Origin of the sequence: Flagellimonas ochracea (assembly GCF_009903685.1) — a bacterium.
Classification (GTDB): Bacteria; Bacteroidota; Bacteroidia; order Flavobacteriales; family Flavobacteriaceae; genus Flagellimonas; species Flagellimonas ochracea.
The window spans coordinates 1-21,289 of sequence record NZ_JAAABI010000011.1 but is presented as its reverse complement, the minus strand read 5'-3'; the positions used below and the strand labels follow the sequence as shown (position 1 = coordinate 21,289).

Here is a 21,289-nt window from a genome sequence, read left to right as displayed (position 1 = left end):
TTGCATTTTTTTTTAAAGTATAGCAACATGGGTCAGCTTTGGCTGAATGTACTCCATCTTGTTTATATACATGTAATATACATCTCTATACACCCAAAATAGGATAAAATCGATGCATTCGATAATCGTTTATTTGAACTTTCTTTAACTTAGTTCTTTGTTGTACCTCAATTTTTCATTAGATATCGCTAGCTATGAATCTGAGAAGATTTATAATGTGGGATTTAGTATGAAACTCGAAGTCCACTTTTACAGTTGCTAATACGTCTTTTTCTTTTTTATGTTTTAGAGCATTAGTCAGGTCTTTTAGAATATCCGTTAAATCATCAATAGTATCACCTTTTATCAACTCGGTTCTTCCCAGATTATCTTTTATTTCTAAAACATCATTGTAATGTCCTAACTCACCAAAGTTTTTGTTCACAACTTCCCTTAATTCATTGTAGTTAGAACGTGTCTTTAGGTCTTTACCTTGCCTAATCTCGATTTTTAGACAAAAATCATATAGTTGGATTAAATAATTTTCCAGTCGATCTAGTTTGTTATCTCCGATTGGATTATTGACAAAGTCAACAAAATCTTTCAAAAAGTTTAGTCCTTCCAAAAAAATTATTTTAATGTGGCACAACCTATTTTTTTGATGCAAAAAATTTACCTAAATAACTCCAAAATAGCATAAAAATATTGTACTTGATTATATTTTTTTGGAATCGTTTATTTGAACTTTATTTACTTGGTTTGCTCTGTCGGTTATCCTTCATGGCGATGACCGTTACTACATCAGCATCAAAAATGTAATAGATTGTCGTGTTTTTGTGAATGACGGCCCTTCTTAATAATTTTTGATTTTGGGATTCAGGATATAGGGTGGGAAAATTTGATATGGTTAACTCAAATTGTCTTAAAAGTCCTTCAAATTTTAGCACCTCTTTTCTGCTGAACTTCCTCTTTAGGTAAGTTTTAATCTCCAGGGCATTTGAAAGTGACCTTGCGGTCCATTTAACCTCATGCTGTTTATCCATTGGCCAAGCCGTTCCAAAAGTCTTTTGAACTCATCGTAAGCCCCTGTTGGAAATCTCTAATGCCCGAAAGGATATTTACCCGGTCACTCTCCGTTAGCCCATCCCACCAGTCGCCTGATTTCCCCTCACTCGATAATTTGACCGAATTGAGTAGACTTACAATAGAATCATCTTTAAGGGATTCAATCCAATCTACGAGTTCCTTCTTGGTTGTATTCAATTCCGATGTGCTCATATTAATCCTTTAAAATAAAGTTACAAAAATCATGCAACTCTTTAAATTGAAGTTTCCAGTGAATCGTTTATTTGAACTTTATTCTTGTTTTGCCTTCAGATTTACCAAAAACCTTGCTAACCTTCCTAAATTGGAAAGAATAAGATACCCCGCCAATAAATTGACTCCAGAAATGAACCATCTAAAGTAATCCCAAAACTCGGAAAGACCTGGAGCCTCAAATGGACTTAACCCAGTCGCGGAAATTTCCTTTTTAAAACCTAGATAGCAATAATGAAGGAACTCAGGCAAATGGTCTAGAATCATAAACCCCCCAATAAAGATCAATGCAATTTTGACAATTTCAAGGCTTCCCAAATTTCCAAACTCTATTCTGTCATCATCGAACCCTTTATCTAGTTTAAGCACATCGATGACGGTATCAGATTTTCTGAGTAGAAATACAAACAAAAGAATCATCAACAAAGCTGAGCCAAGGATTATTAGAATTGGCCAAATGGCTAACTCATAGGTCAAATAACTTACGTTGGTGGGAATAAAATTAAATACAGTGAGTAATAATAAGTAAAGGGCAAACAGCCTAATGATAATTCTGAAAAAATCTCTTTTGGTCATTGGTTGGTTAGATTATTATTTACAAATCTCTAATTTGAACTTTTCAAATCTTGAAAAGTATGATGTTTTCATATAACATCATTGTTTGTTTCTCTTCGTTAAAATCATTCAAGTCTACCTTGAATGCCGCATTGTCAGGTATTTGTTTTTTTGGGAATCTGTAATAAGTGTAGCCATCTTGATTAATTACTCTTATACCTGGTACAGGTTCATAATTTATGCTGTCCGTGCCGAACCCTAGCCGTACAAGCCAATTTCGGTTTGGGTTTTGCTTATAAACAAAGTAATAATAGTTTTCATCTTCCTTTAAGCTTGGCTTATCCTCGAATCCAGTTAGAAACCACAATGGGTCAACGTACTGGGAATCATTGAACTCGTCTAAAGTCAATGGCTTGTCCAACAGTTGCCAATCACTGTCATTTGGAAAATGAGTTATTATTGCTTTTTCGGGTCTTATATCAAAATAATAATCTGGTACATTTGATACAAACTGATTCGCCCAAGTAGTATCAACAACTAACCATTCGCCTCCAATTTTGACTGCATTCCATGCATGACTAAAACCAGCATCACTTTCGGGTTCCACATAGGGGTTGGTGAAATGTCTGACATAACCATCAATTATGACCGTTTCAATATCGAGACTTTCCATGAACCACTTATAGAGTTCTGAATATCCTTGACAAACTGCCTTTTTCCTATTGAATATAATGGTTGGAGTTGTATTGTATAAGTTATCCTCCTCAGTATAAATCCCATTCTTATGTCTTTCTAAAACTTCATACTCATATTCTATATTTTGATTTATCCAATGGTAAAAAAACTTGGCCTTGTCATAATCATCAGAAAAGTGACTTTTTGCATATTCAGAAAGCTCAACCATGGATAAATCCATACCGGATGTCCTAATCGCTAGGTCCTTTGGTGAATCTTGTCCCCAAGTCTGTAAGAAAACAAGAAGGGTTATTAAAAGTACTAGGTTGGCTAACTTCATTTTTGGTTCATTTAAAACTATTCAGATGTAAACAATCGTTTATTTGAACTATATGTTAGTTAGCCCTGTAAGCTTTTTTCCATTCTTTGAATCCCACGACATCATCTCTAACTTCTTTTATCCATTTCTTACCATATTTATTTTGTAAATAGTCAAAGATGGTTTTATTGTACGCAATTAATATTTCGTTTTCGGGACCTGTACATCCAAATTCATAAAAATAGATTCCATATTCTTGCTCAAATTGAGGGTCGGTGGCTATTATAGTTGGTGCTACTCCACCCATTAAAAGAAGAAATGGAATTCCGTTTTTTAAATCCGATTTTGCCAAGTTTTTAGCTTCAGTTTCATCGATTGCAAAATTCAGCCTTGAAGCTCCCGAGCTATTTATTTGTTCATCACTCAGTTCTCCAATTTTTGTGAATATAACGGTTTGGTCATTATCTGTTTGAGCAATCATTAGCAACGGAAATGATGCGACCAAAAGTGTAATTACTAATTTCATATGCCAATATATTATATTGATTCAGCTCATCGTTAATTTAAACTATTAATAGAACTAATCAGGAACATAATAACAAACCAGTCGGCCATTATTTTTCACGGCTACCAATCCAAGCCCTTTCTTATAATATCTTGTGTCCTTTTGCCCACTTGCATACAACATCTCGATAACCAACAAATCGGCAAGTTTTCCTTTGGGTGTTTTCAAAGTCGCTCCGACTTTTCTTACGGTACCATTTGCGGTTGTTTCTCCTTCAACTGGGTTAATGCTGAAAAATGGCATGTCGGTCCTTTTTACCTCATTGAAATAGTAAATAGTGTCGTTCGAATTACGATAGTACATATTAATGGTTTCATCAGGTGGAAAAATCTGGGCCACTTGAGTATAGACTTCGCCTTCAAAAGTAATTGTATCCTTGATGACTTCTCTATACTTATTTTTATACCACGTCAAAGTTTTACTTATCCCTTTAGCAAGAGGAAAATAGCTATCCTTTTCGGTGATACTGTCCTGTCCAAAAGTTATTGTACAGTACAATAAGGTTGTAATAATGAAAATCAATTTTGTCATATCGTTTATTTGAACTTTACTCAAGACTTTTCAGCCCTTCTATTATTTCACCTGCCTTGGTTTTATCAAATATCATGGTCCTAGTACAACGGTTGGTCCATAATCGATTTCGATTTATTCCATTATTGTAATCCCCAAAAAATCTCTTTGATAGTCTTTCCGGGTGCAGGAAGACAATAAATTCTTTTCCCACCTCAAAACCAAAATAACCACATGACGGACCGTGCATGGAAGTATAAATTGTTAATCTAGTTCTGTCCATGTCTCCTTTATAAGAATCAATAATTTCTATTTCAACTTTGGTGACAGATTTACGTTGGAAAACATTAAGCATTTTAGGCTGGGATTCAAATTTATTTTCTAGGTACTGTAGCTCTTGTTCTGTAAAAATTTCTCCTTTGCTTACAAAATCAATTTTTAGAACTCTTGCATGCAAAATAGCCGTTGTGAATCTTAATTCTCTCTCTAAATCATATCCGCGGCACGTGCATGCAAAACTTTTGCTAGCTGATAATACCAATAATAAAAATAAAATCTTCCTCATCGTTTATTTGAACTTTATTTTAATCGGTTCTTTGCTGTACTTAGTTTTTTCAATTCCCTGTCCTCCACTGGATCAAATTCATTGGTTCTAGTACATCTATTTGTCCAAAGTCCATTGTAATGGCTTTTGTTCAGATTTGCTTTTTTAAACTGAAAGTTAAAATAGCATGTAGTAGATAGATAAATTTGATATTCTTTACCAGTTTCAAATGTTAAATATCCACAGGCTCCAGATGTTCTGGCAGTATATACTGAAATTCTTTTCGGAAGTTCTTGGCCCTTATAAGTTTCAATAACCTCTAATTCAACTTTTATTAGAAAGTCCTTATCCAAAAAGTCCAGTATCCCAATATCATTTTCATAGGATTCACAGACCAAGTCAAGACCTTTGGAAGTAAGCGAGTGTCCAAAATCAACAAATTCTTTACTTATTACCTTTCCATGAACGATAACCTCAGTAACCTCAAAATGAGCTTCAACATCATCTTTAACATCACATTTACATGCCAGTAGTGTATGATGGTTTAATCCAACTAGAATTAGTAATATAAGCGTTAGTCTCATCGTTTTATTGAACTTTATCTTATCAATTAGATTTCCAGTAATTGTTTATCGAACCAAACATCCTCGTAATTATTCCCATCTATTAAGAATCTGTACCCAGGAGGAAGTTCTAAATATTCTGAAATATTGTGCCCTAAATAATCTTCAACGTGTTCAACACAAACTGGAGAAAAGAAATCTTCTGACTCACTGTATTGCCTACACCAGATATACCATCCATTAGAATTTTCATTTTCTGGATGTCTTAAACCATAAATTATACCTTTCCCAATTGTTTTAATTGCCAACCCAACTATAGAATTAGGACTAGGTATTTCTGGAGAAACTTCCATCCATTCACAAACGGTTTGCTTTTTATTTATTTCCATGGATAATATTCTAGAGGCTCTAATCGTTTATTTGAACTTTTTAACTGTAGACAAGGTTTCTCATATAAACTATTTGTTTGATTTTTACCAAAGATGTGGTTTAGCAAAATACAACCATGTACACCAGAGAGTCCAGAAACAACTAAATAATAGTCCACTAATAAAAAAGAAAAGTCTAAAGCGTTTTATGTGCAATTTGTTTTTCAGGTAATACCAGTCAAAAAGCTCCGCCAAAATTCCCAAAGAATAGAGAATATTGGCCCCGATTCCCCACCAAATAATTCCCATTGTATCAGCCCTGGTCCACGAATATTCCATATTTGATGTAACTCCATCGTAGCTAGCATAAATGCCAAATAGTCCAACGGAAAGATTGAATATCCATCTTTTGGATTCCCACCACTTCATGTCCATTTTAAATTCATCCAGAGTCATTTATTCAAATTTTTATACAATTAGGGTTGTCGTTTATTTATACTTTCTAATTTTATCAATTGTCATTTGATCAATACCGGCAGACTCAACATAGATCTCCTCAAATTGTTTCAGGTGCGAAATTCCTATCCCACCCTTGGGTTTTAATTCTGAATTATCAGCAAGTAAAATTCTGTAGTTGAAATCATCGATATTGGAAATCCCTTTAGTCTCACATTGCTCGATAATTGCATGTTGGTACTCTTTGTACTTTTTATTTACAATTAATTGCCCACCAATACCGCCCATACTTTCATCGATAACAGAAAAAATTACTTCGCCTAATTTGTCATTACCAATGTAAATTGAAGCTTTCATAGGGAATCGTTTATTTGAACTTTTGTTTTCATCTTGAAAATAGAAAATATTTTACAGTTTGCCCGTAATAAGAATTTGCCAGGTGCTAGTACCTAATTCATACCCAAAACTTTACTGACCAGAAAGCTTTTTCCGTTTATTTATAATTCTAAAAGCAATTGATTATGAGACAAATTATTATAATCATTATCACTGTAATTTTCTCCATTGGAGAGGAGACTCTTTTAGCCCAGCAGAATGATTTCATCAAGGAATACCTGGAAAGATTTGAAAACTCAAGGAAATATCTCCTTGAAGTGGCAAATGCAATGCCAGAGGAAAAATTCAATTTTAGGCCCACAAAGGAGTCGTTGAGCTTTGCCGAAAATTTAATGCACATAGGATACGCGATGGATTGGCACGCTCAGTCATTACTGGGCGAAAGGGAATCTAGGGATTGGAATACCGATACAAGGTATAAAGTCGCCAATAAAACCAAAAAGGAAATAATTGAGGTGGTCAATGAGACATACCTGGAGACCATTATTTTTATTGAACAATTTGACATTGCTCAATTTGAGCAGGAGCTGGAGTATTTCGGTTTAAGTAGAACAAAGCGGCAGATATTCCTATTACTGGCTGATCATATAACACATCACAGAGGACAAATTCTTGTCCACCTAAGATTAAATGGATTGGTCCCGCCTAGATATGTCCTATATCAATAATCGTTTATTTTGAACTTTGTACTCAAGGATAGACCATATCAATCTTTATCCTCCTTCTGTTCAATTCTATCTTGGTTACCATGTATCGTTTTGTTTTCCTCAAAAATAGCGTTGGACATTCCAATCATAAATGCCGCTATAATTAAGACAATTTTTCTTTTTATCCATTGAAAAGGGCGCCTCTGTACCCCCGACCTTGGTCGATTGTTGCTTTTGTGTTTATACATTTTGATAATAACAAATGATTGGACCTTTGATTAATAATCACTTGCGATGGAGATTTCATAAGTATGGGCTTTTGGCCAACTTATGCTATGTATAAACTTGTAGATGTAATTTCGGAGGTGTTTGAAAGAATCGAACGGATATATCGAGCGGCAAACGAATCAATTTCGTCTGCAATGGGCTTTCGTATCTTAAAAACAACTTTTACGGAAGCGGAACAATTATCCTTAAGTTTTCTGCAGGCTCTGTTAGCTACTGATACGAATCTATTGTAAGCGAATTTCAGACCGTATCGGTATAGACACGTACATTGTGTTTTTGACTTGTTTCTGCGAAGGGTTATCGAGATTTTGTAATATACATGGGAATTTGAATGAGCATACGCACTGTATTCTGCAGTCTGCAAACCAAAGACCAGAAGAAGGGAAAACAGATATTTCGTAAACTTTGTCAACCTAATTAATTCAAATCCCTATCAGTACAAATATACTTTCTTATTACCGGGTATCATTTTTTTGAACTTTCCTTAAATCTGTGTTATGCTCGTTGTTTCTATTCTCTCCTTGAAATAAGAATCCCTATCCCGATTAGTAAAAAACCTAAAAATGTTAATACCCAAGCAATTGCCCAAACAGCTAAACCTCCCAATCCAGGTTCATTTGATGCTTCTTCAATTCTTTCCAGCCAGAAGAAATGTGAAACTCCGTAAATTATTGACCCCGCGCCAAGAGCAAAAAGTACTATTTGGATAATTTTTTTAGTCATTCAATTTATAACTAATCGCAATTGTGAGGAATTTAAGTGTATCTATACTACTTTGTCATCGTTTATTTGAACTTTTGTAATCTTCATGTGAACCAGCTAAATATTATAGCCACTGTTACCTGTAGTTTTTTTTGAATATGATTTTCAAGTCTGTATAGAGATAAACTCCAACAATTAATAGAACTCCCATAGCTAATAAATATTTTCCCTGTGGGATTGCCGTCCAAAAGCACATGGCAACCAGAAAAATGGACAGAGGATATGTAATTAGACGAACTAATATTTTTTTCCAGCCCCATTCTTTTTCTGGTTTTTCATTTTCAACTTCTATTTCTAAAATCTCGTAAATCTGTTTCAACTGGATTTTCTTTTCCATTCGATAGATTTTGAAACCTATTAAAAGGAAAATTCCAAGGAAGACGACCCAGCCAAAAATCTGAATCCAGTGTTTTGAGATGTCGAAATCCTCAAAGAGCCAATGAAGCCAAGGTATTGAGAATAAAGCACAGAAAAGAACATAAATGATTCGTCCAACGGGGTTAATTCTGTCCGAGATGTTTATTAAGTGTCCGTCCCTATTAAGTTTAAACGTAAAAATCGGGTAAAACATACTGTTCCAAATGTTTTGTCGCCAAACCCTGATTTCACGATTCCTTATTTCACCAGTTGGCCGACAATCCCATTTTAGCGCGGTCAAAAGGTGAGTTGTAAAACTGTCCGTTTGTTTTTCTTCGATTAGTTTAACTATGTCGGATTTAGTTATTTCCAATTAGCAATTTCAGAATTACGGGTAACTTGATTGTAAGGATGTAAAATACATCATTAGGCACCCATATTGGCATCAAATCGATGAATTTGATCATTTAATATTCGAATCGTTTTTTGGAACTTTCAATCTTTGGTGGCCTTAACTATATTTGTCAAAGGAGCCATTGGTGACAAATCTAATCTTATTTATGATTTACAAAATTGTCTAGTCCGATTTGAGTTCCGAATTCTTGGTGCGATTTCCAAATTGGAAAAGAATTGAATTCCTTTTTAATTCTATCAGCATTTCGTTGTTTTAAAATCAAACAGTCTACATTATCATTGTTGAATTTTTCAAACTCATTGGTGAATTTTGAAACGACATCCTCATATTTTACAATTCCGATTTCTTCTATTTTCTTGAATAGCTTTTTATAGTTCTTGACAAGAATAATAAAGTCAACTTTTGGTAAAATCAAAGGAATACTTTGACTCCAAACCACATAGGAAAAAACATCTTTAGTCTTTTGATTCATAATCATAAAAAGATTCGGAATGTAGATATCCTCGTCCATTTCATTTTCCAATGTGTCAATCATGCTTGTGTATTCCCAAATCTTATCAGATTTTTCTTTTGGATAGTATTTAAGCTCCAATTCCTCAAACTGTTGTCTTGAAACTTGCGCATTATGGTCAGTCCAATGTTCGACAAGTTCGGATGAAGTCCATTTTAATGGACGTTCTCTAGTTTCATCAAATTCTTGAGGATTAAAGATGTACAAGTCCAGTTTTTCGCAGATTGCTCCAATAATTGGAAAAATTTCACGTCCAAAATAATCTGCTCGTAGAAAATTAATTGAAGCGCTTATGTTTGTATTTTCAAATCCTTCGAAATTATCGAACAGTTCAATATCTTCTTGTTCTGTATTCGCTTCGTTAATATCAATTAAGAAATAAACTCCTGTCCGCTCATTCTCATAATGAATCTGAGTATCAACCTCACTAAGGTCAATTGGGATTAACTCTTTAAATTCCGAATAAATTTTTTCTTTCGAAATTGGATTGTCTTTTTTTCTATAGAAGTAAAGGTCGTAACTCATGCAAGCATATATGTCAAAGGTTTTGGCTATACTTATTTTAAACTTTAGATTATAACCCTAGGCTGTGTTGTTGTTGTTATCGTTAAGATCACGCCATTCTCGCATTATTCTTTGCTCCCGTTCTAATGCTCTCCTTCTATGTTGTTCATACTCTTCTTCTACATCTTTAATTGTTTGTTTTAATTGATTAATGATTTGATCTTTTGGACTTCTCTCGATTTCCCTTTGCTTAAAATTTGGATGATTACTTTCAATTATAGATGTTATTGAAAAGATAATCACGATCAGACCTATTACTATGGCTAGAACTGTAATGAGTGTCATTGATATATTCTTTTTATTCTATAGCTAACAGAAAAGCTAAATAGAAAAGTGATTATTCCCATGATTATGGATACGTATTTCAATTTAACGGTGTCAAGAGATGATGGTTCCTTAAGTTCATCAACTAATACTATTGTCAAAATAGCAGTAAAAAAACATATCAGTAAGACGGATAGCAGTATGACAGTTGCCTTCCATCGAATATTGTCGATTACTTTATTTTCCAATTCATGTATGTTCGCCAAGTTTAATACCAGCCCAAACACTATGAAATCTACCTCATTCAGCCAGTAGTTATAACTCGCATCCTTTGTGAATATAAAGACCAATAATCTTACTCCAAATGGTATCAACGCAACTATTACAGTATATGACAACCATTTATCTTTCATAATTATTTATCCTTTTATTGAACTTTTGTGTTGATTGCAATAATCTTATATTGGAAGTAATTCAACGCCTAATAATTCTATCAGGTATCAACGGAAAATCTGGAAGTTCGTGTTTGAAGAGCACGGTACCATCAAAATCCATAAAAACCAGGCCGATGGATTTTGGAGTATTTGCACCCGGATCAAATGTATAATAGCTAATGGCGAACCGCTCTGATGCCATGTCAAATTTGAACTGTTGAGGAATGATGACATCTGCTGTAAAGTCTATGGTATCGCGGTTGAAAAACGCAAAGTAAGGATCTCGATTCACATCTACGGTTTCGTTTTTTGCAATATCGTAGTATACGGGAACGAGTATAGCTTCCTCTCGTACTCCGGAAACCCTCCCGTCACTAATTGACTCTTTTGTGACCGAAGTTGTCCAATCTACCAAAAACGAATCTGTTGTTGCTGCATAGACCGGATTCCCTGTATTTAAATCAAGAATTTCAATAGTATTTGGCTGTGTAGCCACGAATAACAGGTCGTCATCAATTGAAATTTGTTTGGCTTGTGAGCCATTCAAGCTCAATACTTCTTCATAAGTGTTGGCATCGTAGATTACCAGACCATCTTTAATACTATTTATTGCCTCAGGACTTCTATCATCGTATTGAAGAACGAAGTATCGGTCTGTCAACAACATTCTATGCCCAGAATCTCCCGCGTAGGCATTTTCAATTAATGGGAAGACCTCAACTTCTCCAGATTCTATATCTCTCGCCCTTATTCTAATATTACCTTCATTAGAACATACGTCATTTTCAAATGTAAAAATCTTGTTTTCATTACATCCGATTTGATTAACATTCCAGAAGCATTCGTCGGAATCAGGAAAGAAATCCCTAAAAGAACCGGATTTTACTTCTTGTTTTGTTAGATTATAAGCCGAATAGGTTCTATCCTCAATATTTGAGACCGGATCAGTGTGAAGAAATAAGAGAATATCCTCTTTTCCATTGTCTGCCAGCGCCACATTTGAAGATAATCCAATGGATTGACTGATGTTAAACGGATCACGTGGTTTTTCTTCTCCCATGACAAAGTCCATAGTGTAATATTCCCCACCATTCAACGAACCATTGGAGGTTCTAAGAATCACTGAGATGCTAAACGGTATGTTTCCCATTTCTTCTTCCATGGGGTTTTCCACAATGGGAGCGTCTTCGTCTTCTATATTACTTTCAGGATTTGAGGTAGTATCTTCTTGTTGATCTAGATCTGGTTCAGGCGATTCGCCCTTGGAACAACCCAGAACAATGCTGGTAAGTAGGAGTATAAGTACTGTAGTTTTGATTTTCATGTTTGATTTTTAATGGCAAGCAATATAATAGAATTTTGTTCAATAAGAAAATTCCTTCTATTAAAGAAAGGTTTTAGTATGAAATATGGAAAGTTCATCGTTAATTTAAACCGTTAATAGAACTAATCAGGAACATAATAACAAACCAGTCGGCCATTATTTTTCACGGCTACCAATCCAAGCCCTTTCTTATAATATCTTGTGTCCTTTTGCCCACTTGCATACAACATCTCGATAACCAACAAATCGGCAAGTTTTCCTTTGGGTGTTTTCAAAGTCGCTCCGACTTTTCTTACGGTACCATTTGCGGTTGTTTCTCCTTCAACTGGGTTAATGCTGAAAAATGGCATGTCGGTCCTTTTTACCTCATTGAAATAGTAAATAGTGTCGTTCGAATTACGATAGTACATATTAATGGTTTCATCAGGTGGAAAAATCTGGGCCACTTGAGTATAGACTTCGCCTTCAAAAGTAATTGTATCCTTGATGACTTCTCTATACTTATTTTTATACCACGTCAAAGTTTTACTTATCCCTTTAGCAAGAGGAAAATAGCTATCCTTTTCGATGATACTGTCCTGTCCAAAAGTTATTGTACAGTACAATAAGGTTGCAATAATGAAAATCAATTTAGTCATATCCTTTATTTGAACTTTTATTTTGGTATGGCACAAAACCACAATGAATTATAGTCATTGTTGTAAAACATTTTCATTCCTCTGTTTTCGTGTCTATTCGTTTTACCTCCACCGTTTTTTGATTGAAATTATAGATTGCCAGTCCAGCTGAAAATATTATTACGTTCAGGATTAATTTTCCCAAACCGTCAGTAATATCATCCCCAATAGATAATTTCATAAGCTTTCCGAGAATCACAAGTCCACCACCTAACATGAGTATTACCGCCCAGACATTAATTCCCATTTTGGCGTGCTTATGTTTCATCAAAACCAAAGTGAGAACCACTACTTGAATAACTGTCGGGATCAGGGCAACAAGACTTTTAGAAATCAGGAATATGTATAAGTTCCAGCAGATTAAAAAGCCAAGTGCGAATATTATTAGAACATGAAATGTTTGATTTTTGAAAAAAGTTTTTTCCATTGGTTAGCTTTGATAAATGTGTTACAAAGATTTTTTATTTACAATATCTTTCGATTCTTTTTCGAACATTTTCATTTCCAAGTTCGATAGACTTTTTCCAATTTTCACAAGCCTTTTCGTTTTCAAAATTTAGTTTATAGGCATTTCCGAGGTTTGCATACACAATCGAGTATTCTGGATTGATTTCAATTGATTTCATGTAATCTTCTATAGCTTCCGAAGTTTTACCAATTGCCATTTTCGCAACTCCTCTATTCATATAAGCTTCATGGTCTTTTGGGTTAAATTCTAAGGATTTAGTATAGTCGACAATTACAAGTTCATTATCTCCGTTTATAGTTTGTCGAGAATAGGCCCTACTGTAATATGCTTCAGCGTCTTTTGGGTTTTTCTCAATTGCTTTGGTGAAATATTCTATTGCTTTTTCGTAGTTGCCATTCTTGGCATGAAAAGTCGCAATGTTGTAGTAGTCGTCACCACGACAACTGGCTATGAAAATTGAAATAAAAAGAATTGCTACTAATTTTCTAAGCATCTAATATTTGAATCGTTTATTTGAACTTTTTATATTCACTTAAGGTGTTGCCGTTTTTTAGGATGAGTTTTGTGGAGTCCAAAAAAATCAATTCCGAAATTCCATTATTTTCCAAATGAAAGTTTTTCAGTTTAATGGTTTTTCCTTGAACCACTTCCAAACGGATTTTGTCTGAAACAACAAATTCTAGTTTTCCATTTTGGAACTTTCCTATATTAAGATATAATAAATCATCCTGTTTTTGAACAAGATATTTTTCTCCATCCTGACCTGCTGGTGACTTTTCCCAATATCCAATCAAATCTATTTTTACTTGCTTTGTTATTTCGTCAGCACTTTTTTCCTGAGAGAAAGCAGCAATTGAAAACAATACACAAATGTGTAAAATGAGATTTTTCATAACCCAATCTAAATAAGATTTGGAAAAAAGATACAGCCTCATTCCCCGTTAAACTAATTTACTCGATGTAAAGGCACAATCGTTTAATTAGACTTTTGGGCATTCTTTTTTAACGGGGTAATGAGTTTCATATTTTTAGTTGGTATTATATAAGTTGCTATATCCTCACCTTTTTTAAACATGTAAATAAAGTCTTCATATATAATAAAATACTCGATTTCTTTATCGGTGACAGAGTTCAAATCCTCTGCTTTAAAAGCTACCCCGTATGGTGTATTAATTCGTTCATTATTTTTTTGATTGCAACTACCTAATTATAACAATTACTGCTAACCAATTGACCATTATATTTTTAACATTCTTCATCGTTCTATACCGTTATTTAGGTTATTTTAATTTAGAATTATGGCCTTAAAGTATCCAAGTGTTAATGATACCTTACAACCACTGGATCTTTTTCATTATTTAAATTCAATATAGCAACATGACCAAAATCTATAGATGCACCGTAATTTGCTCCTCTTTCAATTGGTTTATGGAGTTTTTTATCCCTTCGATTTTTTAGGTTATTTATATTTAATACTATAAATCTTTCTTTAAACCAATCTCTATGAACCTTGACTGCATAATCGTAATGTGATTCTTTGTTAAGAAGGTAAAACCGTAGCCAATATGTCTTTTCCTTACTATTAATTAAATTTTTGAAATCCGATTCTTTAAAAGTCAAATTGCCAGGATGATATTGGGGGTAGATGGTAAAACTTGATTCTTCATTAACAACTTTAAAAGACAATCCAAGAGCGGCATTAATTACACTACCATCAACTAAAATAACAAAATCAATCTCCTTAGATTCTTGACAAAAGAATTGATTACAACAGATAATGGTTATGAAAAAATGAAAAACTAAAAATTTCATAATCGTTTAATTGAACTTTTATCACGTTTGATTTTAATAATTAGTGCTTCTTATCCCAATCATTTATTTTTTTCAGCAACTCTTCAATATCATTTCTCCCTTCATTATAATATTTCCTTAATTGCCAGTCGAGATATTCTAAGTGATATTGATAGGGACGATATTTTTCTATAGAATTTGTATGGTCTCTTTGTTTTTTTATATCCTTTTCATATAACCTCCAAAATTCCATAACACCCCTTCCAAAGGTTTCATATAAAGGTCTCACATCAACATAACCATGTTCAAGCAAGAAACCGAAATGGTTCAAAAAATGAGAGTACTCTCTTACTTTATCGAATTCCAGAATCTCTCCTTTCTTTTTTTCCTCATACATCTGATTCCGAATATCTGTCCATTTCTCACCTCGAAATTCATTAAAAAGATTTACCACAACCGAACTTCTGTTTGATTTTTCAAGTAATTCAATCTGCTCCAAAAGTGCTTTATAATTGTTATTAGCTTGCTTTCTTGTCTCTTTAATCTCATTGAACTGCATAAGAGTTGCAACTATAAGAATAGCAAAAGCCAACCCGGAAAATAAAGCATTCATAGCTCCGAAACTGTCTCCAAAAGTTCCGAGATTACATAAAATATCATTCGTAAATACTACATTAAGCAATACAATGCACAAAAAGATGGTAACCACTGCTATTAAAGCCCAGATAATCCAGGCTTTATAGTTATCGCTGTAAAGTTTTTTCTCTCCCATCGTTTATTTGAACTTTACGATTATGAATTTAATCTATTGTTAAGGAATTCCATGAAAACCCTTAGTAATCTATTCTCCTCAATTTTAATAAAATTCAATAGCCCAATAATTAGAATTGGAAACAAGAATAAGGCAATCAAGAAAACAGGGAATTCTATTCTTAGGAAACTTTGAAATATTAAAACTATGACTGGCAGAGCTATCATAAACACCAGAAGAAAAGACTTCTTTTTGGTTTTCAACTTGATTTCTGTTTTTGAATCCTCTATCTCGGCCAAATTCCCGTAAAAAATAATATCACTTTTGGTATTTGGATAGTTCGTGTCAAACAACAAATTAGTTCCAAAAGAAAAATTTAAACTTATCACGAAGCTGTTTTCAGAAAGCCATTCGAAATGAAACTTTTTGTGGTCGTCATCCAATAGTTTCTTCAGATCCAATAAACTGATTTTTATTCCCAGATTTTCCGTTCGGTTACTGAATAATGACTGAAGTTTCATCTTTTATTTGAACTTTGGTTTAACTCTGTTTCTTTTGTCATGGGCTATTTGACTCTAGAACAATCTCATCCAGCCAAAATAGTTGGCTAAGTCGTTGTATATTAAGACAATTCCAAACACGAGACAGAAAACCGATAAAATCCCATAACCCAAGTTGTCTAATTTTGCCATGTTTTCCCAGTGAGTTTTAGATGGGAGTAAGTCCTCTTCAGTATCATCCTCCATAGGTTCATAGGGGGACGAAATGTTTCTCGTGTGAAACAGCCACACAAAAAATAAAAGAATTAAAAATAGACCTCCTACCATGTGACCAATCAAAATCAGTCCCCAGCTACCTTTAATTTGACTAATTTACTCTGGATGTAAGCTGCAACTAAAATCAAAACTATCGCCAAAACAATAGATGCGATTAATGGCGAAGAAAAATTTTGAAAAATTGTCTTATGCCAGATAATTAGACCAGCTCCTATGCCACCACCAGTTGCACCTAGAACGCCAAGCAAGAATTTATCAGCTTCAAGAATTTTTTGGCAATTATCACATTTGAAACTGTTCTTCCTTCTTGACAGAAATCCAGTCTTTAATAAAGGAAGATTGATTTTGCAATTCGGACATTTTGCCATTAAATATGATTTAGGTTAATAATTTATTTAGACTTTGTTGTTTGATTATGGTCGTTAACTTTAGTTTTCATTTGTCCAGTAATCCAATTCTTTAAGGATATAATTTGCGATAGTTTGGCTCATCGAATCATAGTTACTTTTAAACGCTGGATTCTTACAACTTCTTATTTCATTTTTACCAATATAAAAACCTCCGTGGGTTCGTTTGTCTTCAGAATACCTGACCCAGTCATTTATCAAATATTCATGCTTAGCTATAAGTGATTCTAGTATTTCAGCTGTTAAGAAGGGTCTAATATTTTTGTACTTTGATTTTTTAATTGCCGTATCCAATGAAATACCTTTTTCACACATCGACACATCGTGACCAATTTTTATTATGCTCAATAAGCTTTTGTCATTAATATTCTTCATCGTTTTATTGAACTTTCGGTATAAAATATAAATCCTAACTCCTTAGTTTCCCTACTTAGAGTGTGGTTTAAGTTTAATTCCAGCATAAATATGAATTGGCAGGTCATTTTCTTTTGGTGGAATTGGGCATGAATATTTTGGGCTGTAAGCACAATAAGGATTATATGCTTTGTTAAAGTCAATTATGATGAAATCCTCTTTTGGAATTTCCAAATCGATAAATCTACCCCCTACATAAGTCTCGTCTCCATTGGTTAAGTCAGTGAAAGGTAAAAACAGATAGTCTTTGTATTCCTCGGTATCCCTTAGACTATGACTTTGGTAAATATTTAATTTAAGTTTTTGATTATTCAACTCGAAGGTCGCAACACCATAAATTTCATAAGTGGGCAATCTGTCCGTTGTTGTTTTCATTAGGAACGGGACGGCTTTGTCAACCCTCTTGAATTCTGCTTTCACCTTAAAATTTTCATCGATAGGGAAAAAATCATGTCCCTTGAATTTTTTGACATCACTCTTTTCAAGTGGCGATTTTTCAGAATCTTGATATTCGGCATTTAAGTGGGATTGAAATTCAAGGACTGAATCCTTGTACGATTGACCAATGATTGTGTTCATTTGAAGTAAAATGCCAATAAGCAATACTAGTCTCATATGCTTCGTTTATTATAATTATTGTCGACGTTGGAATTAACTGGTGTGGCATAATAGTTAATTTGAAATTTAACTATTCTAACCTATTACATTTTAGTCTTTTCTATATGAGTTGTTTGATCCATAACACTTTTTGTCTGTAATTCTATTGCGAAGACGTCCAACTCTGTTTTTAAATTCATCTCCATTTCAAGATAAAATTTTGTAAAAAACTGCTTTTCAATATCATAATAAATCTGCCCATCACCAGTACCATCCAACACCATTTCATAGTCTTTAGTTGCAGATTTAATAATGTAATCTTGATTTAAATCAAAATACCCAACCCCTTTATCAATTTTTCTCAGAGTGTATTTCGAGTTAATTTCCATTTCGATGGTGACATCTGCAATTGGCATTGAAATTGGGTTTTTCTGCTCAAAGGTTTCACCAACCTTTATCTTTCTATTTGGATATTTGATTTGATTCAGCATTGATTCCATTGCTTGAATTAGAACCTCTTTTTCATCTACCGCCATAACGGATGAATAAATTGAATCAATTTCGATTTCTCCATCAATGGTCTTTCCATAAAATTTGGTTCCACTTACTAAAGTTGGATTATTGGACTCCAATAATTCTATTTCAACAGGAAATTCATTTCCAATTTGTTTTCCTGTCTTAGAAATACTTTTGAGTAAACTCGTATCCTTTGATTTGGTAGGATTTTCAATTCCATTATTCTCAAGTCTTTGTAAAATCTCATCTGAGGCGATGTATTTCACATTGTTTTCTAAAATCTGTTTTTGTTTTAAAATGTAATTGAAGTTTGGCAAATAGCCAACTTTAAAATTAATTTCTTCTTGACACATTACCTTAACGTAGAAAAACGTCAATAAAATAAGTAGGGTTGTTTTTTTCATGAGGATGTTTCGAATGTATTGGCAATCGTTTTGTTGAACTTTTAATTTGGTTTGGCCCATTAAACACAATGAATTATAGCTATTGTTGTGCTTAGTTTTTTAATTCCGTTATTGTTGGATTGTCATAAGCTATAACATCTATTATTTCGGTTGTGGCTAGTAACCTATAATGTTTTCCCTTTGAATTCTCAGCTGAGTAGAAAGGAAAATGCTCTGTTACAAAATCCATATATCTAGACTTACTAAATATTTGAATATTGTCTTTCCCATCTCTTATTTCGTATTCGTCCCAACTACAATATGATTCGTCCGCAACTTGATAGAAAACCGCTTCTCTGAACTCGACCTTGAATTGTCTGCTTTCAGAGGTTGATTTTACTGGATTTAAGTCCTTTATTATTTTTCCACCACCTAAATTTAAGTCAGTTTTTGAATCAGAGAGAATAAGTTCGGTCAGCTTAATGGTCAGACAGCCTTCATTCCTATAATTCAAGTTATTGAGAATAACTCCATGACATTTATCCAGAATAGACTTCATTCAATTAAATTAAGCACAACTTGTTTACAGCGATAAAAAATATATTTCTATGCTCCCAAACCAGAATAAAATCGATGTATCTAATCATCTAATATTCGAATCGTTTATTTGAACTTTAGTAACGGTCTCGGCTATGGCAAGTAGGGCAGTAAATAAACTTTTTCGTTTCCATCTGCGCCCATTGCCAGAGCTTTTATGTTGGTTTTTATCTTTTCATTTTAAAAGGCAAATCCAAAAGATTTGGCGGACTTTGCAAATACGTATAAGCCTTTAAATACTGTGCTTAATGCCCTATTCGCCATAACCAATGTTAGCAATAGTTATTTCTCCATTAGTGGCTTAATCTTTTGTTCCACGAATAGTTTTTCAAAGTCTTCCAAGGTCATTTGTTTTACGAAATTTACATCATCTTCGTCAACTCCGCCAGAGAGGATGAATGTACTGCCTTCAACATAATAGTTAAGAATGCTATCAAGTTTAATGTCCAAAATACCTTTATCTTTTTCCTTAATTATTAAAGACAGTTCTATTTCTGCATTTTTCTCCGGAATTTCTAACATTGAAATATACTTGTCATCGTCTAAAGAGAAATATATCAGTCCAGCAGCTCGAGCCTTATTTAAATCCGATTCTACTTCAATTTGATAATTTGATTTTAAATCAAGAGCACCTTCTTTATTCGGTACAGAAGTGGCCACAAAGGCAAAACAACAAATACCGATTATCAAGGGTTTAAGAAACTTTTTTGGTTGAATAAATTGTTGAAATTCTGAATTCCAATATACGTATGAAATTGGGAGAATTAGCAAAGAAACTAAGTCCGTGTAATCTATCGTTCGGTCGATTCCAATTCCGTAAGAGTGGACAAAATCAAAAAAGGGCTGCGAATATTCCGATTTCCAGATTATGAATAAAACCCCACTAAAAATGTATATGGGCTTTATCTTTTTTGGAAAGAAACAACTTAGGAAATATGGAAAGGCAAAAAGTCCAGCGAAGTCAGATAGTTTACCCGTAAGATAATTGTGATATTCGTATTTAAGGTACAAGTCATTAATCAACAGTAGAAAAACTGATGACAGAAATAAAATCCGAAATAAGGGTTTTTCCTTAGTCACAATTTCTTTTTCATCGTTTATTTGATCTTTAATCTCCTGAGGTTAAAATAACTATTAAGAACCCTATTAGAACAACCGCCCAAGTAAATAATCGGAAATTACGTATTGCAACAGCTTTAAGTTCCTTAAACTCCTTTGCTTTTTCTATTTCACCAAAACGTTCAAATTCCTGTGTTTTTTTGATGAATTCCTTATCAAGCCGTTTATAAAAGGTCCAACTACTGCCCGTCACAAAAACATAATAAGGCATGGTGTAAGCCTCCAACCTTTCTTTAAAGTTTAACAACTTGATTCGATTGAGTTTCGGCATCGTTAATCTGAACTTTAAATTCTGTTATACTTCTTACACAGCAATTTTTACTCCATATTTATTTTTTGCAACCCAAAAGGAGTTTCTTTAAATAACGAGTCTTTAAAGGCTTGAAAAAGTATTTCACTGTCATTTCTATTCATTCTCAGTAAATAGCTTTTTATGCCAATAGTTTTGATTTGAACACGAAGCTTTTTGCTAAGAAACAGTTTCTTATAAGAGATTTTAAGTATTTTTTCTTTTTTCAACTTTACAACTTGACCTTCCCAATCAAATTCAATCCCATTTTCAAATAAATGAAAATCCGTTTCTGTCCATTTTTTAATATCCGATACTTTTAAGCCAATCCATCCTAAGACCAAAGAACCTGAGAAAAAGAAATAAACATGTTGAGGGATAATTGTACCATAGTAGAAAATGGACGCATCAATTGGAAGGTTTTTTCCAGTTCCAAGAATATACAGTGTAATCACAAATATCACCATGGCTACCAATATCAAAAGAAGACCAGTTTTTGCTAGCCAATTATCTGTTCCATATTCTATGCTTACAGTTTCCTCCAAATATATTACTTGATTGTCCGAATCGTTTATTTGAACTTTAACGGTTGAGCTATGAACAGTTCGGGGGCAAACTAACGTTTGCTTTCCGCCACGCACATAACGAAATCTTTTTGTTTTGATTTATTTTTTCCTATTCAGAGCAAAA

Annotated in this window: 32 protein-coding genes; 1 reads left to right on the top strand and 31 read right to left on the bottom strand. The window is 33.6% G+C overall.

The features are described from left to right. Positions 1-178: 178 nt before the first annotated feature. The 12 genes from GTQ34_RS16250 to GTQ34_RS16195 all read right to left on the bottom strand — a co-directional run bounded on the left by GTQ34_RS16250 (position 179) and on the right by GTQ34_RS16195 (position 6,208). The gene (locus tag GTQ34_RS16250; protein WP_166524868.1) at positions 179-604 is read right to left on the bottom strand and encodes a DUF5063 domain-containing protein; all 426 of its coding nucleotides are present in this window, start codon (positions 602-604) and stop codon (positions 179-181) included. A 121-nt stretch (positions 605-725) separates the two neighbouring features. Next, positions 726-1,022, bottom strand: a complete 297-nt coding sequence (locus tag GTQ34_RS16245) for a type II toxin-antitoxin system RelE/ParE family toxin (protein ID WP_166524867.1) — start codon at positions 1,020-1,022, stop codon at positions 726-728. Then, positions 1,015-1,257 carry a hypothetical protein gene (locus GTQ34_RS16240; protein ID WP_166524866.1) on the bottom strand — a complete coding sequence of 81 codons (243 nt, stop codon included), beginning with the start codon at positions 1,255-1,257 and terminating at the stop codon, positions 1,015-1,017. Before GTQ34_RS16240 ends, GTQ34_RS16245 begins: the two co-directional genes overlap by 8 nt. A gap of 78 nt (positions 1,258-1,335) precedes the next feature. Next, a complete protein-coding gene (locus GTQ34_RS16235; protein WP_166524865.1) occupies positions 1,336-1,872 on the bottom strand; it encodes a hypothetical protein in 537 nt (178 codons plus the stop codon). A gap of 43 nt (positions 1,873-1,915) precedes the next feature. Further along, entirely contained in the window at positions 1,916-2,866 is a 951-nt protein-coding gene (locus GTQ34_RS16230; RefSeq protein WP_166524864.1) for a transglutaminase domain-containing protein, read from the bottom strand. Positions 2,867-2,921: 55 nt separating this feature from the next. Beyond that, on the bottom strand, positions 2,922-3,371 hold the full coding sequence (locus GTQ34_RS16225) for an FEKKY domain-containing protein (protein WP_166524863.1): 450 nt from the start codon (positions 3,369-3,371) through the stop codon (positions 2,922-2,924). A gap of 54 nt (positions 3,372-3,425) precedes the next feature. Further along, complete coding sequence (locus GTQ34_RS16220) at positions 3,426-3,941, bottom strand: hypothetical protein (protein WP_166524862.1); 516 nt, start codon at positions 3,939-3,941, stop codon at positions 3,426-3,428. Between the two features lie 16 nt (positions 3,942-3,957). Next, positions 3,958-4,485: a hypothetical protein gene (locus GTQ34_RS16215; RefSeq protein WP_166524861.1), complete on the bottom strand. Its 528-nt coding sequence runs from the start codon at positions 4,483-4,485 to the stop codon at positions 3,958-3,960. Between the two features lie 14 nt (positions 4,486-4,499). After that, complete coding sequence (locus tag GTQ34_RS16210) at positions 4,500-5,048, bottom strand: hypothetical protein (protein ID WP_166524860.1); 549 nt, start codon at positions 5,046-5,048, stop codon at positions 4,500-4,502. Positions 5,049-5,074: 26 nt separating this feature from the next. Next, positions 5,075-5,416, bottom strand: coding sequence for an immunity protein Imm33 domain-containing protein (locus tag GTQ34_RS16205; protein ID WP_166524859.1), 342 nt, complete (start codon positions 5,414-5,416; stop codon positions 5,075-5,077). A gap of 84 nt (positions 5,417-5,500) precedes the next feature. Continuing rightward, positions 5,501-5,851 carry a hypothetical protein gene (locus GTQ34_RS16200; protein WP_166524858.1) on the bottom strand — a complete coding sequence of 117 codons (351 nt, stop codon included), beginning with the start codon at positions 5,849-5,851 and terminating at the stop codon, positions 5,501-5,503. A gap of 33 nt (positions 5,852-5,884) precedes the next feature. Beyond that, entirely contained in the window at positions 5,885-6,208 is a 324-nt protein-coding gene (locus tag GTQ34_RS16195) for a hypothetical protein (RefSeq protein ID WP_166524857.1), read from the bottom strand. A 164-nt stretch (positions 6,209-6,372) separates the two neighbouring features. On the opposite strand from GTQ34_RS16195, the gene GTQ34_RS16190 reads away from it, so the two are divergent. Further along, positions 6,373-6,915, top strand: a complete 543-nt coding sequence (locus GTQ34_RS16190) for a DinB family protein (RefSeq protein ID WP_166524856.1) — start codon at positions 6,373-6,375, stop codon at positions 6,913-6,915. Between the two features lie 777 nt (positions 6,916-7,692). On the opposite strand, the gene GTQ34_RS16180 is transcribed toward GTQ34_RS16190, so the two are convergent. The 19 genes from GTQ34_RS16180 to GTQ34_RS16090 form a co-directional block, all read right to left on the bottom strand. Beyond that, a complete protein-coding gene (locus tag GTQ34_RS16180; RefSeq protein WP_166524854.1) occupies positions 7,693-7,905 on the bottom strand; it encodes a hypothetical protein in 213 nt (70 codons plus the stop codon). Positions 7,906-8,020: 115 nt separating this feature from the next. Then, positions 8,021-8,281 (bottom strand): hypothetical protein, encoded by a 261-nt coding sequence (locus tag GTQ34_RS16175; RefSeq protein ID WP_166524853.1) that lies wholly within the window; start codon positions 8,279-8,281, stop codon positions 8,021-8,023. 574 nt (positions 8,282-8,855) lie between these two features. After that, positions 8,856-9,752, bottom strand: a complete 897-nt coding sequence (locus GTQ34_RS16170) for a hypothetical protein (protein ID WP_166524852.1) — start codon at positions 9,750-9,752, stop codon at positions 8,856-8,858. A gap of 57 nt (positions 9,753-9,809) precedes the next feature. Continuing rightward, positions 9,810-10,076: a hypothetical protein gene (locus GTQ34_RS16165; RefSeq protein WP_166524851.1), complete on the bottom strand. Its 267-nt coding sequence runs from the start codon at positions 10,074-10,076 to the stop codon at positions 9,810-9,812. Positions 10,077-10,529: 453 nt separating this feature from the next. Next, positions 10,530-11,813 (bottom strand): hypothetical protein, encoded by a 1,284-nt coding sequence (locus GTQ34_RS16160; RefSeq protein WP_166524850.1) that lies wholly within the window; start codon positions 11,811-11,813, stop codon positions 10,530-10,532. Positions 11,814-11,935: 122 nt separating this feature from the next. Then, positions 11,936-12,451, bottom strand: coding sequence for a hypothetical protein (locus GTQ34_RS16155; RefSeq protein WP_166524849.1), 516 nt, complete (start codon positions 12,449-12,451; stop codon positions 11,936-11,938). A gap of 73 nt (positions 12,452-12,524) precedes the next feature. Further along, positions 12,525-12,917, bottom strand: coding sequence for a hypothetical protein (locus GTQ34_RS16150; RefSeq protein WP_166524848.1), 393 nt, complete (start codon positions 12,915-12,917; stop codon positions 12,525-12,527). 34 nt (positions 12,918-12,951) lie between these two features. Continuing rightward, positions 12,952-13,452, bottom strand: a complete 501-nt coding sequence (locus GTQ34_RS16145; protein WP_166524847.1) for a tetratricopeptide repeat protein — start codon at positions 13,450-13,452, stop codon at positions 12,952-12,954. A gap of 16 nt (positions 13,453-13,468) precedes the next feature. After that, a complete protein-coding gene (locus GTQ34_RS16140; RefSeq protein ID WP_166524846.1) occupies positions 13,469-13,852 on the bottom strand; it encodes a hypothetical protein in 384 nt (127 codons plus the stop codon). A 427-nt stretch (positions 13,853-14,279) separates the two neighbouring features. After that, positions 14,280-14,771: a hypothetical protein gene (locus GTQ34_RS16135; protein WP_166524845.1), complete on the bottom strand. Its 492-nt coding sequence runs from the start codon at positions 14,769-14,771 to the stop codon at positions 14,280-14,282. Between the two features lie 40 nt (positions 14,772-14,811). Further along, positions 14,812-15,522 carry a DUF898 domain-containing protein gene (locus tag GTQ34_RS16130; RefSeq protein ID WP_166524844.1) on the bottom strand — a complete coding sequence of 237 codons (711 nt, stop codon included), beginning with the start codon at positions 15,520-15,522 and terminating at the stop codon, positions 14,812-14,814. 820 nt (positions 15,523-16,342) lie between these two features. After that, on the bottom strand, positions 16,343-16,645 hold the full coding sequence (locus GTQ34_RS16125) for a hypothetical protein (RefSeq protein WP_166524843.1): 303 nt from the start codon (positions 16,643-16,645) through the stop codon (positions 16,343-16,345). Between the two features lie 60 nt (positions 16,646-16,705). Further along, a complete protein-coding gene (locus GTQ34_RS16120; protein WP_166524842.1) occupies positions 16,706-17,059 on the bottom strand; it encodes a hypothetical protein in 354 nt (117 codons plus the stop codon). Between the two features lie 51 nt (positions 17,060-17,110). Continuing rightward, positions 17,111-17,713: a DUF1684 domain-containing protein gene (locus tag GTQ34_RS16115; RefSeq protein ID WP_166524841.1), complete on the bottom strand. Its 603-nt coding sequence runs from the start codon at positions 17,711-17,713 to the stop codon at positions 17,111-17,113. Between the two features lie 86 nt (positions 17,714-17,799). Next, positions 17,800-18,615, bottom strand: a complete 816-nt coding sequence (locus GTQ34_RS16110) for a hypothetical protein (RefSeq protein ID WP_166524840.1) — start codon at positions 18,613-18,615, stop codon at positions 17,800-17,802. A gap of 91 nt (positions 18,616-18,706) precedes the next feature. Further along, positions 18,707-19,153 (bottom strand): hypothetical protein, encoded by a 447-nt coding sequence (locus GTQ34_RS16105; RefSeq protein WP_166524839.1) that lies wholly within the window; start codon positions 19,151-19,153, stop codon positions 18,707-18,709. A 320-nt stretch (positions 19,154-19,473) separates the two neighbouring features. Continuing rightward, positions 19,474-19,881 (bottom strand): hypothetical protein, encoded by a 408-nt coding sequence (locus GTQ34_RS16100; RefSeq protein ID WP_166524838.1) that lies wholly within the window; start codon positions 19,879-19,881, stop codon positions 19,474-19,476. Between the two features lie 418 nt (positions 19,882-20,299). After that, complete coding sequence (locus GTQ34_RS16095; RefSeq protein WP_166524837.1) at positions 20,300-20,581, bottom strand: hypothetical protein; 282 nt, start codon at positions 20,579-20,581, stop codon at positions 20,300-20,302. Between the two features lie 47 nt (positions 20,582-20,628). Beyond that, on the bottom strand, positions 20,629-21,240 hold the full coding sequence (locus tag GTQ34_RS16090; RefSeq protein ID WP_166524836.1) for a hypothetical protein: 612 nt from the start codon (positions 21,238-21,240) through the stop codon (positions 20,629-20,631). Positions 21,241-21,289 lie beyond the last annotated feature (49 nt).